The organism is Sphingomonas populi, assembly GCF_004208535.1.
Lineage (GTDB): Bacteria > Pseudomonadota > Alphaproteobacteria > Sphingomonadales > Sphingomonadaceae > Sphingomonas > Sphingomonas populi.
The window spans coordinates 1-16,816 of sequence record NZ_SGIS01000022.1; the positions used below are offsets into that span (position 1 = coordinate 1).

The 16,816-nt window shown below is 64.2% G+C and carries 14 protein-coding genes; 11 read left to right on the forward strand and 3 right to left on the reverse strand.

The genetic code is table 11. From position 1 onward, the window contains the following. A partial coding sequence (locus EWE75_RS26160) for an IS3 family transposase (RefSeq protein WP_345789387.1) occupies window positions 1-95 on the forward strand: 95 nt, incomplete at its 5' end. A 27-nt stretch (window positions 96-122) separates the two neighbouring features. On the opposite strand, the gene EWE75_RS14480 is transcribed toward EWE75_RS26160, so the two are convergent. Together EWE75_RS14480 and EWE75_RS14485 are read right to left on the reverse strand one after the other, a co-directional pair. Next, complete coding sequence (locus EWE75_RS14480; protein WP_130158709.1) at window positions 123-2,186, reverse strand: hypothetical protein; 2,064 nt, start codon at window positions 2,184-2,186, stop codon at window positions 123-125. Window positions 2,187-2,299: 113 nt separating this feature from the next. Continuing rightward, complete coding sequence (locus tag EWE75_RS14485; protein ID WP_130158711.1) at window positions 2,300-3,910, reverse strand: N-6 DNA methylase; 1,611 nt, start codon at window positions 3,908-3,910, stop codon at window positions 2,300-2,302. A 122-nt stretch (window positions 3,911-4,032) separates the two neighbouring features. Here EWE75_RS14485 and EWE75_RS14490 point away from each other — a divergent pair, with 122 nt between their 5' ends. After that, entirely contained in the window at window positions 4,033-5,043 is a 1,011-nt protein-coding gene (locus tag EWE75_RS14490) for a hypothetical protein (protein ID WP_130158714.1), read from the forward strand. A 406-nt stretch (window positions 5,044-5,449) separates the two neighbouring features. Here EWE75_RS14490 and EWE75_RS14495 read toward each other — a convergent pair whose 3' ends face one another. Continuing rightward, window positions 5,450-6,646 carry a Fic family protein gene (locus EWE75_RS14495; protein WP_130158716.1) on the reverse strand — a complete coding sequence of 399 codons (1,197 nt, stop codon included), beginning with the start codon at window positions 6,644-6,646 and terminating at the stop codon, window positions 5,450-5,452. Window positions 6,647-6,869: 223 nt separating this feature from the next. On the opposite strand from EWE75_RS14495, the gene EWE75_RS14500 reads away from it, so the two are divergent. The 9 genes from EWE75_RS14500 (at window position 6,870) to trbL (ending at window position 16,816) form a co-directional block, all read left to right on the forward strand. Continuing rightward, entirely contained in the window at window positions 6,870-7,775 is a 906-nt protein-coding gene (locus tag EWE75_RS14500; protein ID WP_130158718.1) for a HEPN domain-containing protein, read from the forward strand. Window positions 7,776-8,135: 360 nt separating this feature from the next. Further along, complete coding sequence (locus EWE75_RS14505; protein WP_130158720.1) at window positions 8,136-10,160, forward strand: conjugal transfer protein TraG; 2,025 nt, start codon at window positions 8,136-8,138, stop codon at window positions 10,158-10,160. 7 nt (window positions 10,161-10,167) lie between these two features. Continuing rightward, the gene (locus EWE75_RS14510; RefSeq protein WP_130158722.1) at window positions 10,168-10,572 is read left to right on the forward strand and encodes a CopG family transcriptional regulator; all 405 of its coding nucleotides are present in this window, start codon (window positions 10,168-10,170) and stop codon (window positions 10,570-10,572) included. Then, window positions 10,569-11,588: a P-type conjugative transfer ATPase TrbB gene (gene trbB, locus EWE75_RS14515; protein WP_130158725.1), complete on the forward strand. Its 1,020-nt coding sequence runs from the start codon at window positions 10,569-10,571 to the stop codon at window positions 11,586-11,588. Before EWE75_RS14510 ends, trbB begins: the two co-directional genes overlap by 4 nt. A 1-nt stretch (window position 11,589) precedes the next feature. Further along, entirely contained in the window at window positions 11,590-11,925 is a 336-nt protein-coding gene (locus tag EWE75_RS14520; protein ID WP_130158727.1) for a TrbC/VirB2 family type IV secretion system protein, read from the forward strand. After that, entirely contained in the window at window positions 11,922-12,197 is a 276-nt protein-coding gene (locus tag EWE75_RS14525; protein WP_130158729.1) for a VirB3 family type IV secretion system protein, read from the forward strand. The genes EWE75_RS14520 and EWE75_RS14525 overlap by 4 nt, the downstream gene beginning before the upstream one ends. Continuing rightward, window positions 12,191-14,629: a conjugal transfer protein TrbE gene (gene trbE / locus EWE75_RS14530; RefSeq protein ID WP_130158731.1), complete on the forward strand. Its 2,439-nt coding sequence runs from the start codon at window positions 12,191-12,193 to the stop codon at window positions 14,627-14,629. Before EWE75_RS14525 ends, trbE begins: the two co-directional genes overlap by 7 nt. Window positions 14,630-14,660: 31 nt before the next feature. Then, a complete protein-coding gene (gene trbJ / locus EWE75_RS14535; RefSeq protein WP_130158733.1) occupies window positions 14,661-15,380 on the forward strand; it encodes a P-type conjugative transfer protein TrbJ in 720 nt (239 codons plus the stop codon). Between the two features lie 131 nt (window positions 15,381-15,511). Continuing rightward, window positions 15,512-16,816, forward strand: coding sequence for a P-type conjugative transfer protein TrbL (gene trbL, locus EWE75_RS14540; RefSeq protein ID WP_130158735.1), 1,305 nt, complete (start codon window positions 15,512-15,514; stop codon window positions 16,814-16,816).

A 16,816-nucleotide genomic window follows, 5' to 3' on the forward strand; every position in this document is an offset into this window, starting at 1 on the left:
ATTATATCGAGCGCTTCTACAACCCGACGCGCCGGCACTCGACGCTGGGCTATCTCAGCCCCATGGACTTCGAGCGGCAAGCGCATGTAGCCTAACTTGGTGTCCATGGGACCGGCAGCAGCTCAGTGCTTGTTGCGGACGACGATGCCGGTGCTCGGCCTGGCGAGGATGCGCCGGTCGCGATCGAGAACCAGTTCGTAGGTCGTCTTATCGCCACGGCCTCCATAACCGCTGCGCAAATCGACCACGCCGCCGCTCGGGAACTCGACATCGTCGGACGGGATGTCCGCGGTGTCGAGCTGCACGACATGGCCACCGATCCCGCTCACTCGGTCGTTGGCGGCCTTCGCGAACCGGGTGAGTCTGGCGCCGATCGGCATATGCGAGAGCTCAGTTCCGAGGCGAACCGCGTCGCGCGCGGCGAACCGTAGCGTGTCGGCGTCGGCGAGGAATTCGACCTCGTCAGGCAGCCAGGGCAGGGCGAGAACCTGCAGGATCGAGGCACGCGTCGGGGCGACGACAACGGCGCGCTTGTATTGGCGCCTCGCAGGATATGGAAGCTGGCCGATGTCTGTCAGTCCGTGAAGTGTGCTGAAGCGGATCATGTTGTCGTCCAGCCGCTCGAGCAGTTTCGGATGTTCCACACCGAACCGGGCGACGGCGAAGTCGGACAATGACTCGTTGCGGAAGGCGAAGAGCGTCCTAGAGCTCGATCGCAGGGCCGGAGCGAGGGCTTCGTTCAGTAGACTTACCATGGGCGTGGTGCGCTCGGCGGCCGTGATGACGGCCGCTGCCCGGCGCTTGGCGTCGCCGATCTCCGGCGAGATGTCGAGCGCCGCGCTATCCCGTCCGGTGAGTTCGTGCATCTCGGCCGCGATCGCGTATCCCGTCATGGTGTCGGCGGCGACGACGTCGTTGGCGGTCGTCTCGAGGAATTCGCTGAATTCCGCAAGGGAACCGGGGAGACAGGCGGCCCGCTTCAGTTTCATCATCACCGTGCGGACCGCCTCCGATGAGGCTTCATCGCCGGCGTTGCGGAGCTTGGCGTTGATGGATCGTAGTTCGTCGATGACCGACGCGAGCGTGCCGAGAAAGCCACCCGCCTTGATACGGAGCGCCCCTTCCCATTGGACGGCCGGCGACGCCGTCGCAGGGGTGAGGATCGCATCTTCGGTCTCGAAGATGATCCGACTCTTCGCGGGTGTAAGCCGGGCCTTCTTCACTGCGGGCTTCGTAGCGAGCAGGTCGAAGCGCTCGAAGTCGTATGTCCAGGGATCCTCGGTGACCGCCATGATGCCGACCGTGGGCATCGCTGTCCTGATCTCCTCGAGGGCCTTAACCGCGCGGTCGCGCCAGTCTCGCCCGAGCCTGTTACAGGCTTTCCTGGTCAGATCGAGGATCAGAAGGTCCGGCGGTTGGGTGAGCGCAGCCAGCTCCCGACGCAATGCGTCTGTGTGGTGGATGGTGTAGAGGAAGAAACGCGCTCGACCTGGATCGTCGGCAAGTTCGTTTCTGCTTTGGGATCCCAGATCGGTCTTGCTCTTCGTCCTCCAGAGCAGGCGCCCAGTCTGCGGGCATCCGCTCCGAGCCGATCCGTGCGGCACGATCTCGTCGAGCACGGGATGCTCGAATTCGGCGTAAGTCGAGCCATCCAGAGCCTTGCCGGTCATCTTGCGGACGCGCGCTAGGACCTGATGATAGTCTTTGAAACCACCGTCATCGTCGCCTGCGAGATGGCGGGTGCTGTGCATGATGCTTATCGATCCCAGCCGATCCCGATCGATCTGGACCTCGCGCGACGCTGTGTGTGTGGTCCTAGCGTGGGGGTAGAGTGCGACCCGAATGCCGGTCGGTCGCTCGCAGCCGATGAGTTTGCTACCCCCCTTGTCGAATTTTTTCTTGGGCGCAGCCGCGACATCGGCAAGTGCGAGGAGTCCAACGAGACCGGATAGGCAGGTCTGGCCCGCAGGCCAACAGAGGACCGCAATGCTCTCGCCGGTGTTCATGACAGTGACGGCGGTCTCCACCAGCGCGTTGTAGGCTGGCGAAACGGTCATCGGCTCGGCATCACCTATGCGGTAGAAGGGGACGTTGGCGAGTGCGCCGATCAGTCCGGCGGAATCCCGCTGAAGTCGGGGCGGCGGGGCCGGCTCGGCTTCCGGCGTCACGCTTTCGCGCTTGGTCACGTCACGCGCCTTGAACTGGCTGAACTTCCGCTCGGCGGCTTCCTTCCGCTGACGCGCCTGATCCTCGCGGCTGGCGCCTGGCGCATTCCTGAACGGTCGCCGTCGCCCCGACATCACGCGTGCTCGGTAGTTCTGGTCTTGGCGCCCGATCCATACGCGGCGACGGCCGCAATCTCGGCGTCATCACCGTGCGACGCCATCGCCTCTGCGAAAGCGTTGGGGAGCGGCAGGTCCAGTTCGCGAAGAAGAGTAACCGAGATCGAAGCCGTGCCGGAGACACGCCGATATCGGGCGTCCACGGCCGCCGTGTTGAGCAGGGCTTCCACGAGCTTCAGTCGCGCCGGATCGGCACCGGTGAGGATGATCGTGTGGTTCTCGGTGATGAAGCCGTTCCACTTCTTCGAGACCGCTGGCGCCACACGGGAGCATATCAGCCGACGCGGCTGCTTGGTGTTGGTCGTGCGCTGCATGACGATCGCCGGGCCACGCACGATCGCGGAGCTGGTCGGATCGACGGTAACGAAGTCGATGCCCGTCCCTTTTTTTGCAGCGGGCCGGCAAAGCTTGCCTGCCTTCACGTTCTTTGCCCACATCAGCGGGTAGGCGTTTGGGTCGCCTTCCTCGGCCATCCGGTGCTGTTCGCGGTTCCAGACAAAGTATCCGGCCCTCACGGTTATGCCGTAGTCCGCTAGCGTGGCTCCGCCAAGAACTTCCCCATCGGGAGCCGGCGTTGGCCAGGGGCGTGTCGCGTCCGCAGGAAGGCGTCGCCGCTGAGGCTCTTCGATCTCCCCCAGGCCGAGCACCGGAAAGCTGACAGGGACACTCGTCTTGTGACTGGCACCCTTCCGCACGAGCAGGACGCTCACATCCTGGGCGACGTCGACGAAGACGTCCTTGCGACCATCCACCGAGCCGAGCGCGACAACCTGGCCATTTGACCGGATGTAGGAGCGCATTCGGTCGTAGAGCGGACCCGCCCTGAAGCTCGAGGGTATCACCAAGGCGAGAAGGGCGTTCGGCTTTGCCATCCGGAAGCAATATTCGGTGAAGACGGCATATTTGTTGATGTGGCCGGAGTGGGCGATCGCTTTCCAGTTATCGTCGGGCAGTTCGTCGACGTGCAGTCGTCCATATGGCGGATTCGCGACGACGAGGTTGTACGCGGCGAGCGGCTTCACCCGGAGCGCGTCCGCGGTGACGATCATCTCGCGCGCCACGGTCTCCCCGAGCCGGCGCTGGATCAGCGAGCGTGAGATCGCGGCGAGGCCGGGATCAATCTCGATACCGTTCAGCCGGTAGACGATGTCGTCCGCCTCAAGACCGGCCTGCTGCATGCGCGCCGCGATCGTCGATAGGAAGGCGGCGCCGCCTGCGGCAGGATCGAGCACGTCGTGCTGAGCGAGGTTGAAGCCCGCGCCGATCGCCAGGTCCAGTACGGCGTTCGCAAGATAGGGAGGGGTGAAATACGTAGCCTGCGTCCGCCTGGTCTCCGCACTCAGCAAAAGGGTGTAGAAGACGCCGGTCCAGTAATGGCGCTCTTCGACGGCGAGGGGTTCGATCGAGGAGGTGAACAGGCCGATCCGGCCGGTATGAGGGACACCGTCCAGCAGGGACAAGCAGAATGCCGCCCGCGCGTCGACCGACAAGTTGTTGTCGACCTCGCCGGATGCCGCCCGTGCAAGGGCAAGGATCTGCCTGCCGCGCTGTTGTTCTTCCCCAAGCATTAGAACAGGATCCCCTCTTCTGCAGGGTTATAGGATCGAGGCGTCGCTTTGGACAGGGAATGTGAAAGCAAGCCCAGAATGGTTGATTTGGTTCGCAGCGAGACCCCGACTAGTGTGTGGTCATGACGACGATTTTCTTCTCCTGGCAGAGCGACGTGGCACCGAACGCGAATACGCGAGCCATCCGTGGCGCCGTCGCAGCTGCGGCGGCGGCCATGACGGCAAAGTTCGGCGAGCAGGTGACGCCCGATGAGGCGACGAGGAATGTTCCGGGTTCGCCCTACATTCCTGGAAAGCTCGCCGAGAAGATCCAGAAGAGCGACATCTTCGTCGGCGATGTCACCTCGATTGCCGTGTTGACGGACGGCAAGAGCCTTCCGAATCCCAATGTCACGTTCGAACTCGGGCTAGCTGCCGCACATCTCGGGTGGGACCGAATCATCCTGCTGTTCAACGAGGAGTTGGCCACGTTCGACAATCTGCCGTTCGACTTCGACCGGCACCGGATATCAAAATACAAGATTGCGGAGGCGAAAAAGCTCGCCGCTGCGGATCAGAAAAAGCTGACTGACCTCGTCACGATTGCGGTCGAGACCATCCTCGATCAGCAACCTCTCCGACCGCGCGACCTGGAAGGGAAATCGGAAGCGGAGATCAAGCGCCAGCGCGATCTGGTGAACCTTCGCTGGTTCCTTCGTCACATCAGCATCGACATGTTGGGAACGCACATTCAGGAGATGCCCGACAGGCTTCACTATTTTGCGATCGTGATGAGCGACAACCTCGAGCCCTTGATCAACAGTCCGAGTTTTCGACTCTACGACGAAAATCTCGAACAGCAGTTGCGATCGTTATACCATGACCTGAAGTCATCGCTCAGCTTCGATCATGTCTACCGCGATACGAATACGCCGTGGGTGCATGCCCTCGGTGTGCGGGGACCGAATCGCGACTATAGGCAAGAGACGAGGGCGGCCGAGGAGATCCGGACCATCGTTGCATCGCTGTCACTCACGCTGGGTCGCGTGATTGCCGAGGTCCGAAGCAAATATCTCGAGATAGACCTTGATGAGACGAGCGCCGAATTCGCTCGGAATTACCAGAAGTTGAAGGAGGACGTCGAGGCGGCGTAGTCGCTTGCAATAAGCTGCCGGTTCCAATTGGGTCGTAATACGCTTTAGGTATCGGCCGCCCTTCGACGCTGCGCGGCTGCCCATCCAGCGGTCCGAAGTGGCCTTGCGCAGCATTGCGCCGCCGTGATGCACCAAGCCGCAGGCCGTTCGCCGTCGACAACGTCTGCTATTCCGCGTCGGCAGGTTGAAGGTCGCCCGTCAGCTAACGGCCGGACCTTCCCGTTCCCAGACGCGATTCACGCACTTCGCAAATGTCCGGGGCTCGGCTGGAAGCCGTCATCCGTGGCATCGCCGAGCAACGGCGCAAATGTCCCCGCCCCCGACATTCCGCGAAACAACGGCGTGTCCTTTGGGCGCGCGGTTTGTGGGTTAATGGGTGGTGCCCTGGAGCGACCGGCACGCGGGGCTAAGTCGCCATGCCTGATGTCGCGGATAACAACGGTTCCGTCCCTTCGCTGAGGATAGCGAGATATCTGCGATAGCCGAAAACCCGCCCTCGCTTCTTGCCCGTGACTTCATCGACCACGCCGAAGCGCTCAAGGTCCGCCAGTACAGCGTTGACCGTTGGCGCCGAGAGTCCTGTTCGCCCTACAAGCTGGTTGGCGGTGAGAAACGGGTTTTGCTGAAAAAGGTCATGAACCCGGAGCGCTGAGCCCGCACGATCACTTTCCGTCGTAATGCGTTCGCGATCCTCCTTGAACAGATCGACAATGCGGGTGGCAGCGTCGAACGCTTGGTTGGCGGTGTCGGCTACGCCGGCGAGGAAGAAGTCGAGCCAGGCCTCCCATGCGCCATGCTCGCGCACCTCCTGAAGCAGCCGGTAATAGTCGGTCCGGTGGGTTTTCAGATATAGACTGAGGTAGAGCAGCGGCTTGCGCAGTACACCGTTGACGCAAAGATACAGCGTCACCAGCAGGCGCCCGATGCGGCCGTTGCCATCAAGGAACGGGTGGATCGTCTCGAATTGAACGTGGAGGAGGCCCGCCTTGATCAGCGCGGGCAGGCGAGATTCACTCTCGTGCATGAAGCGTTCGAGAGCATCCAGGCAGCCATCGAGTTCCGTAATCGGCGGTGGCACAAACAGCGCGTTGCCGGGGCGCGTGCCGCCGATCCAATTTTGTGATCGCCTGAATTCGCCGGGGTTTTTGGTGCCGCCGCGGCCGCTTTGCAGTAGGCGTTCGTGCATCTCGCGGATGAGACGAAGCGACAGCGGCAGTTCTTCCAGCCGATCGAGCCCGTACATCATAGCGTCGACGTAGTTCGAGACCTCGCGGATATCGTCGATCGGCTGGCCGGCCCGCGCCTCGGTTTCGAAGCGGAGCAGGTCCGACAAGGTCGATTGCGTGCCCTCGATCTGTGAGGACAGCACCGCTTCCTTTCGCACGTACATGTAGAGGAAGAGTTCCTGGCGCGGCAGGAGCATGGTGATGCCGTCGAGGCGACCCAATGCGCGTTCGGCCAGGCTGAGGCGATCGAGCAGGCCCAGCACATCGACGGGTGGCGCTGGTGGAAGCGGCGGCGGTACGAAGGCCCGCACAACTTCGCCCGCAACGGGGGTCTCAACGAAGCGGCCCAGCCGCAGATTGGATTCGGGATCAACCATGCGGACCCAATATGCGGAGAGTCTCTTATTTAAGCAACTGGCTCTTGGCTTAATTAGCAAACAGGCTAAGGTAAGCGGGCTTAAATAAGGGAGACAACCGGGTGATGCGCAGGCGTCTTCGATATCTACGAGGCTGCGCTCGTGCGTGAGGCGGTACCATCGACGTGCCCATGCGCGTGGTCAAGGCTTGCCAAGCGCTTGGTCTCTCGCGAGAACCGCCGCCGTGCGCTCTGATGTCGATCATCTGCCCTCGATCCAGCAAGGCGAACTGGATCGGGTGAAGCAATTGCTGATGGGCGAGTTCGCCGAAGCGACCGCGCGCGCGAACCAGCCGTGGAAGAAGAATGGCCGCATCCTCAAGGTCATCCTGTTTGGCAGCTACGCGCGGGATGATTGGGTCGATGAACCCGAGAATGGCTACCAGTCCGACTACGACCTGCTAGTCATCGTCAGCCATCCCGACCTTACCGACATTGCCGACTACTGGTATGTCGCCGAGGATAAAATCCTGCGCGATACCGCGATTGCGCGGCCGGTGAACATCATCGTCCACACGCTGCAGGAGGTGAACCAGGCGCTGAGCCGGGGTGAATATTTCTGGGTCGATATCGCCCGCGACGGGATCGTTCTCTACGAATTGCCCGGGAGCGCACTTGCCACGCCGCAGCCGCTGACGGCCGCCGATGCCTATGAGATGGCACATGCCTATTTCTCGGATTGGCTTGCGAAAGTGAATGACGCGATAGAGATCGCTGAATTCTGCATCGAAAAGGGCAAGCGGAAGGACGCGGCATTCACGCTGCATCAGGCGACGGAACGGGCCTACATCTGCTTTCTGCTCGTTCGCACGCTCTATTTTCCGCGCTCGCACAACATCAAATTCCTACGGTCGCTGGCCGAGGACAGCGAGCCGCGGCTGATTCAGGCGTGGACGCGCGCGACCCGAATCGACCGCCGTCGCTTCGAACTTCTGAAGCGCGCGTATGTGGAGGCGCGCTATTCGGCCAGCTACGAGATCGGTAATGACGATCTGGACGCCCTATCGCAGTCGGTCCGTTCGCTACGCGACATCGTCGAGGTAATATCTCGCGAGCGCATCGAAACGCTCAGGAGCGACGCGGGCCTCTAGGCGCCGCCATTTGCCGAGGGCTGTCTCGGAATAGCTTTGACAGCATCGATGCGGAACGGCGGGAGGGCGAAGCGTCACCAGCGTCCCGATCGATTTGTATACAGCGTTGGCGGTGTCATGCGCGACTCTCAATGGAAATTGATTTCTTGATTGACCGACGTGGCAGCGGGATCAAACTGGCATCATTCGCGCTTCAGGAGGGTCGGACGGCGCCTGCCGGATAGCTTCCGGTTCCCCCACTCGGCCAAAGCTGGCCGACGCGAGCCCTTCTGCTCCCATCAGCCCCGTTCCGTTTTTCAAGCCTGTCCCCGAGTCTGAATCCGCCCGAGCCGGTCCTGTCCGGAGGGCGGGAGCCTCGACGTGACACCCACCAAATTGCTTATCGGCCAGATCCTTGTCGTCTTCGCGATCGTCATCGCGGGGGTCTGGGCCGCGACGCAATGGGCTGCGGCGATGCTGGCCTATCAGCCCGAACTGGGGTTGCCCTGGTTCCGGCTCGGCACTGTTCCGATCTACCATCCTTGGGCGCTGTTCGGCTGGTGGTATCACTATGATACCTACGCCCCGGTCGTCTTCGACAAAGCGGGCATGCTCGCCGGCGCCAGCGGCTTCATCGGCTGCGCGGCAGCGATCTTCGGCTCGCTTTGGCGCGCGCGTCAGTCGAGCAACGTCACCACCTATGGTTCGGCCCGCTGGGCAAGCTCCCGCGAGATCGAGCGCGCCGGGCTGCATCGGCACGCCGGCGTTATGCTCGGCACGCTCGGGGGCCGCTATCTGCGCCATGACGGCCCCGAGCACATCATGGCGTTCGCGCCGACACGGAGCGGCAAGGGCGTGGGCCTTGTCGTCCCGACCTTGTTGTCCTGGACAGGTTCGACCGTCGTTCACGACATCAAGGGTGAAAACTGGACGCTGACCGCCGGATGGCGCGCGCGCTTCTCGCATTGCCTGCTGTTTAATCCCACCGACGCGGCGTCGGCGCATTACAATCCGCTGCTCGAAGTCCGGCGCGGCGTCAACGAGGTGCGCGACGTCCAGAATATCGCCGATATCCTGGTCGATCCCGAAGGCGCGCTCGAACGTCGCAACCATTGGGAAAAGACCAGCCATTCGCTGCTGGTCGGCGCGATCCTCCATATCCTCTACGCCGAGGAGGAGAAGACGCTCGCGCGGGTCGCGACCTTTCTGTCCGATCCGCAGCGCAGCTTCGTCGCCACGCTCCGGCGGATGATGACCACAAATCATCTCGGCAACGACAGGAATCCCAGGGTCCATCCCGTCGTCGCGTCCGCCGCGCGCGAACTGCTCAACAAGAGCGAGAACGAGCGTTCAGGCGTGCTGTCGACGGCCATGTCCTTCCTCGGCCTCTATCGCGATCCGACCGTGGCCGAGGTTACCTCGCGCTGCGACTGGCGAATTGCCGACCTGATCGAGGCCGAGCGCCCCTTGTCGCTCTATCTCGTCATCCCGCCATCGGACATCAGCCGCACCAAGCCGCTGATCCGGCTCGTGCTCAACCAGATCGGCCGCCGCCTCACCGAGCGGCTCGACCAGCCCGGAACCTCCGCGCGCCGGCACCAACTTCTGATGATGCTCGACGAGTTTCCGGCACTGGGTCGCCTCGATTTCTTCGAGACCAGCCTGGCCTTCATGGCCGGATACGGCATCCGGGCCTTCCTGATTGCGCAAAGCCTCAACCAGATCGAGAAGGCGTACGGCGATCACAACGCCATCCTCGACAATTGCCACGTCCGTGTCGCCTTCGCCACCAATGACGAACGCACCGCCAAGCGCATTTCCGACGCGCTCGGCACCGCGACCGAACAGCGCGCTATGCGCAACTATGCCGGCCACCGGCTTGCCCCGTGGCTCGCGCACGTCATGGTCAGCCGTCAGGAGACTGCCCGCCAGCTTCTGACCCCGGGCGAGGTCATGCAACTTTCGGCCGACGAGGAGCTTGTGCTTATCTCCGGGCTCGCGCCGATCCGGGCGCGCAAGCTGCGCTACTTCCAAGACCGCAACTTCGCCGCCCGGGTGGCACCCGCGCCAGCGGTGGTGGCTGGTCAATATGCCGACCGTCCAAAGTCGCGCGGCGACGACTGGTCCAATCAGGTGCGCGGCACCGACGACCGCCTGAAACAGGCGAAGGACGCCGCAGGTGGCGAGGACGACGGCGGCATGCAGCAACAGCGCCATCCCGCCCTTCCCGAACAGGTTTCCAAGACGACCGACGCCGCCGAAACGCGCGATCCCCAGATCGTGTCGGACGACGACGATGTCGCCGCCGACAAGCGCGCCATGGACCAGGCGCAAGCGCCGAACGCCGTCGTCCGTAGCCATGCCATCAACGAGGGCGCGAAGCGCGACCTCGTACCGGATTTCTGAGGCCGTGATGAAGATCCGCCAGAACCTCTATATCGACCGCGAACTGAGCGATGCGCTCGAGGCGCTCGCCGCTGGTCCGCGCGGCAATAAAAGCCACATCGTCAACGATGCGCTCCGTGACTGGCTGGCGCGCCGTGGAACCAAAGAGGTCGATGACCTGCTCAAGGTCCGCCTCGACCGCCTGACACGCGAACTCGCCGGCGCGCGGCGCGATATCGACGTGCTGCTGGAGAGCCAGGCGCTGTTCGTCCGCTACCAGTTGATGGTGACAGCGCCGTTGCCCGAAGCCGATGCCGCAGCGCGCGCGATCGGTCGCGATCGGTTCGAGGCCTTCGTCTCGCAGGTCGGGCGCCAGCTCGCGAGTGGCAAGCGTACGCTGACGCCGATCGACACCGATGGAGGTGCGTCATGACCTCCGCCCCAACCGACAGCGTTTCCGCCGAACGCCGCCGTACCATGCTGCGGACCGCGATGGGGCCGGCGATTGCCGCCGCGCTCACCGATCCGCGCGTCATCGAGATCATGGTCAATCCCGATGGTGCGCTGCGCGTCGATATCCTCGGCGAAGGCCGTGTCGACACCGACGTAAAGCTCGATGCGCCCCAGGTCGAGCGGATCATCCGGCTGGTGGCGTCGCATGTCCGGTCCGAAGTCCATGGCGACAAGCCCATCGTGTCGGCCGAACTGCCGCCGCTTGGGTCTGGCGCCGGTGAGCGGTTCGAGGGCATCCTGCCGCCGGTTTCGACGGCCCCGTGCTTTTCGATCCGCAAACCCGCTGCCCGCATCTACACGCTGATGGACTATGTGACCGACGGCATCATGTCGGCCGAGACCGCGCGCATGCTCTCGCTCGCAGTCGTCGATCGCCGCAACATCCTCGTCGCCGGCGGGACCAGTTCGGGTAAGACCACACTCGCCAACGCGCTGCTCGCCGAAATGGCGCATCTCGACGAACGCGTGATCCTGATCGAGGACACCCGCGAACTCCAATCGCCGGCGCGCGACACCGTCGCGCTCAGGACCCGGCCAAGCGCATCCGACAAGAACACCGCCGTCACCATGGGCGATCTCGTGCGCTCGACGCTGCGCCTTCGGCCCGACCGCATCATCGTCGGCGAGGTTCGGGGCGGCGAGGCACTCGACATGCTCAAGGCCTGGAACACCGGTCATCCCGGCGGGATCGCGACCGTCCATGCCAACAGCGCGGCGTCCGCGCTCTACCGGATCGAGCAGCTCATCCAGGAGGCCGTGGTCACCGTGCCGCGCCGCCTGGTCGCCGAGGCCATCGACATGATCGTGTTCATTGCCGGGCGCGGCACCGCGCGGCGCATCGAGACGATCGCCCGCGTCGCCGGGCTCGATCCAGACGGCGGCTACGCTGTCGTCGAACTCACCCCGACCCTGATCCCTGACTTGCAAGGAGACTGACATGACGACCGTTCGTATTCCCAACCGCAACCGCTTCTTCGTCACCGGGCTGATGCTCGGCCTGTCGATCACGATGACCAGCCACGCCTATGCCAGCGGCGCGGGCATGCCCTGGGAGCAGCCGCTCCAGCAGGTACTGGAGTCGGTTCAGGGACCGGTCGCCAAGATCGTCGCGGTGCTGATCATCATTTCCACGGGGCTGGCGCTTGCATTCGGTGAGACGGCCGGCGGCTTTCGCAAGCTCATCCAAATCGTCTTCGGGCTGTCGATCGCATTTGCCGCGTCGAGCTTCTTCCTGTCCTTCTTCAGCTTTGGCGGCGGAGCGCTCGTCGCATGAGTCCTACCGACAACGGACATGTTGCTGGCTTCGAAGCGCCGATCCACGCCAGCTTGGGGCAAGCCATCCTGCTCGGCGGCGCACCGCGCGGCATCGCGATCGTCAACGGTACGATCGCCGCCGCGATGGGTTTGGGCCTCCAGCAATGGCTGGTCGGGATCGCGATCTGGGCGATCGGCCACAGCATTGCCGTTTTCGCCGCCCGCCGCGACCCGGACTTCGTGCCCGTCCTGCTGCGCCATCTGCGCCAGAAGGGATATCTGGCATGCTGAACCTCGCCGAATACCGATCCCGTGCCGATCGGCTCGCCGACCATCTGCCTTGGGCCGCGCTGGTCGCACCTGGCGTCATCCTCAACAAGGATGGCAGCTTCCAGCGCAGCTTCGCCTTCCGCGGTCCCGACCTCGAAAGCGCGACCGAGGCGGAACTGGTGTCGGCGTGCGCACGGGCGAACAATGTCCTCAAGCGGCTCGGCTCGGGCTGGGCGCTGTTCTTCGAGGCCGAGCGGCGCGAGGCGCTCGGCTATCCCGAGAGCGCCTTTCCCGACGCAGCGTCGTGGCTGGTCGAGCAGGAGCGACGCGGCGGCTTCGAAGCCGAGGGGCAGCATTTCGAGAGCGTCTATCATGGCACGTTGGTCTGGTTGCCACCTGCCGACAGCAGCGATGCGGCTGGACGGACGCTGGTCGAGCGGCCCGACGACGCGAAAGGGCGGGACTGGCACGCCAGCCTCGCCGGCTTCATCGCCGAGACCGATCGCGTGCTCGACCTCCTGTCGGGCTTCATGCCCGAGGTGCGGGCGCTGGGTGACGCCGAGACGCTGACCTATCTCCACGGCACCGTTTCCAGCCGCCGTCATCCGGTCGCCGTGCCGGAAACACCAATCTATTTCGATGCGCTGCTCGCCGACACACCGCTGGTCGGCGGGCTGGAGCCCATGCTCGGGGATCGGCATCTGCGTACGCTGACGGTACTGGGATTCCCGAACCTGAGCCGGCCCGGCATCCTCGACGCGCTCAACCATCAGGATTTCGACTATCGCTGGGTCACGCGCTTTATCGCGCTCGACAAGACCGATGCTACAAGCGCGCTGACGAAGATCCGCCGGCAATGGTTCAACAAGCGCAAGTCGATCACCGCGCTGCTGCGCGAGGTGATGTACAACCAGCCGGTCCAGCTGCTCGACAGCGACGCCGACAACAAGGTGGTGGATGCCGACCTCGCGCTCCAGGCGCTCGGCGGCGACCATGTCGCCTTCGGCTACCTGACCACGACGATCACGGTGTCGGCTGCCGACCGCACCCGTGCCGAGGACAAGGTCCGCGCGGTCGAGCGTATCGTCAACGGCCTCGGCTTCACCGCCAAGCGCGAAGGCGTCAACGCGGTCGAGGCGTGGCTGTCGTCGCTGCCCGGTCAGGTCTACGCCAATGTGCGCCAGCCGCTGGTCCACACTCTCAACCTCGCCCATCTCATGCCGCTGTCGTCGGTCTGGGCAGGCCCAACCGAAAACCGGCACCTCGGCGGGCCGCCGCTGCTCTATGCGCAGACCAGCGGGTCGACGCCGTTCCGCCTCTCCACCCATGTCGGCGACGTCGGCCACATGCTCGTCGTCGGACCGACTGGCGCGGGCAAGTCGGTGCTGCTGGCGCTGATCGCGCTCCAGTTCCGGCGTTATACCGGTTCCCAAGTCTATATCTTCGACAAAGGCTATTCGGCACGCGCGGCGGTGCTGGCGATGGGCGGCGCGCATCATGCCCTCGGTCTCGGCGCGGATAGCGGCGAGGCCCTGGCATTCCAGCCGCTCCGCCGCATCGACGATGCCGCCGAGCGGAGTTGGGCGGCGGAATGGATCGCAGCGCTGCTCGCCCACGAGAAGGTCATGGTCGATCCGCACGTGAAGGACGCCGTCTGGTCGGCGTTGGGCAGTCTCGCATCGGCGCCCCCGGAGGAGCGGACGCTGACCGGGCTCGCCATGCTGCTACAGTCCAATGCGCTGCGAACCGCACTCACGTCCTATACGCTCGACGGCCCCTATGGCCGGCTCCTCGACGCGGCCGAGCAGAAACTCGCTCTCGCCGACGTCCAGTGCTTCGAGACCGAGTCGCTGATGGGACAGGCCGGCGTCGTCGCGCCGGTACTGACCTATCTGTTCCACCGCCTCGAGGAGCGGTTCGACGGCCGCCCGACGCTGCTGGTGCTCGACGAGGCATGGATCTTCCTCGACCATCCGCTCTTCGCCGCGCGCATCCGCGAATGGCTTAAAGTCCTGCGCAAGAAGAATGTCGCGGTGCTGTTCGCGACCCAGAGCCTCGCCGACATCGCCGACAGCAGTATCGCGCCCGCCATCATCGAAAGCTGCCCGCAGCGCATATTGCTGCCCAACGACCGCGCGATCGAGCCGCAGTCGCGCGCCGCCTATGAGCGGTTCGGCCTCAACGCCGCCCAAATCGAGCTGATAAGCCGCGCCACGCCCAAGCGGCATTATTACCTGCAATCCGCACGCGGCAATCGCCTGTTCGAACTCAGCCTCGGCCCGATTGCGCTGGCGCTGTGCGGCGCCTCCGATCCCGCGACCCAGGCGCGGATCGACGCCCTTCTCACAGAATTCGGGCCGACCGATTTCGCTGCCCGCTTCCTCGCCGACGCAGGCCTCGATTGGGCCGTGCCGCTCATCGCCGGATTCACCAGCCTCAGCATCAAGGAGTAACCACCATGTCCGCATCCGCACCACGAAATACATGACCGCCAGCGCGCTCTGCATCGCCGCCGCTGGTGCCGGCCTGACCGGCATCGCGCTGCCGAGCGCGCCAGCGCACGCGATCGTCGTGTTCGATCCCAGCAACTACAGCCAGAATATCCTGACCGCCGCGCGAACGCTTCAGCAGATCAACAACCAAATCCGCAGCTTGCAGAACCAGGCACAGAGCCTGATCAACCAGGCGAAGAACCTTACCACCATCAGCTTTCCTGAAATCCAGGCGATCACCCAGACGCTTCGGCAGATCGACCAGTTGATGGGCCAAGCGCAGGGCATCCAGTTCCGCATTGGCGGTCTCGACCAGCAGTTCCGCCAGCTCTTTCCCCAGAGCTTCAACCAGGCGCTGACCATGAACGGCCAGGTTGTCGCCGCGCGGACGCGGCTCGACACCGAGATGTCGGCCTACAAACAGACGATGGGTGTGCAGGCGCAGGTCGTCGAAAATGTCCAGGCTGATGCCCAGACCCTCAACGGCATCGTATCGCGGAGCCAGGGCGCCGAAGGCGCGCTGCAGGTCAGCCAAGCCACCAACCAGTTGCTCGCGCTGACCGCCAAGCAGCAGTTCCAGATTCAGAACCTGATGGCGGCACAATACCGGGCACAGGCGATCGAACAGGCGCGGCGCGCGCAGGCCGAGATCGACGCACGCGCCGCCACCACCAGGTTCCTCGGTTCCGGCTCGGCTTACACTCCCCAGTAAGCCGGGGCCGGCGCAGGCGGCGGCGAATCGCCTCCTCGTCGCTGCCGCCGCGCAGGTTCGGTCATGAGGCCGCGCCCCAAGCGCCCTCATCCCAGATCGGACCTGCGCGGCTTCATTCCCAGGATTTCCCTATGAACGACCTGAACGTCATCGATCGGTTCCTGCAGACCTTCATCCGCTACATCGACAGCGGGTTCGGGCTGCTGGGGGGCGATGTCGCCTTCCTGACCACGACCCTGATCGGCATCGACATCACGCTCGCCGGCCTGTTCTGGGCGATGGGCGGCGAGCAGGGCGTGATCGGTCGCTTCATCAAGAAGATTCTGTATGTCGGGGCGTTCGCTTTCATCCTGAACCGCTTCTCGACCCTCGCCGACATCATCTTCCGTTCCTTCACGGCGGCCGGCCTGACGGCGGGCGGCGGAACGCTTACCGCAGATAATCTCCTCAAACCCGGCCGCCTTGCCAGCACCGGCTTCTCGGCGGCCTGGCCGCTGCTCGAGCAGGTCTCGAAGCTGATCGGCTTCACCAGCTTCTTCGACAATTTCCTGACCATCATCGTGCTGCTGTTTGCCTGGGCGATCGTCATCATCGCCTTCTTCATCCTGGCCGTGCAGATGTTCGTGTGCATCGTCGAGTTCAAGCTGACGACGCTCGCCGGCTTCGTGCTGGTGCCGTTCGCGCTCTGGAACCGCACCAGCTTCCTCGCCGAGCGCGTGCTCGGCAATGTCGTCAGCTCCGGCATCAAGGTGATGGTGCTCGCCGTCATCGTCGGCATCGGCTCGAATTTCTTCAGCGAGTTTACCACCGCCCTTCAGGGCCAGGAACCCGACATCGGCCAGGCCATGAGCCTCGTGCTGGCGTCGCTCACGCTATTCGGGCTCGGTATCTTCGGTCCCGGCATCGCCTCGGGTCTCGTCGCCGGCGCGCCGCAACTGGGCGCGGGCGCGGCGCTCGGCACGACTATTGGCGCGGCCAGCGTGGTTGCGCTGGGCGGCGGCGCCGCGATGGGCGCGGCCGGTGCCGTCGGCGGGGCTGCGCTCAGTGCGATCCGGGCAGGCACGGCCATGGGGTCAGCAGCGTCGGCCTCCTACCAGCTCGGCCAGACCGCGACCGGATCCTCAAGCGTCGGCGCCGGCATCGGCGGCATGGCGCAGGCGGCCGGCAACGCAATCCGCCAAAAGGCTTCGGCAGCGCTGGGCTTGTCGGAGGCCGCTGAGCGCGGCCGCGACGCGGCCTGGTCGGCTCTGAATGGCGCCGGCGGTTCTACTGGACCGACTCCCCACGCATCCGCCGATGGCGCTCCGTCCTGGGCACGATCGCTGCGCCGCCAGCAGGATGCCCGTCACCACCGCCACGTCGCGCTTCAAACCCTCAAGGAAGGCGATCGTGGCGGCGCATCCGCCACCCCCGACATCAAGGAAAGGGAAGACTGA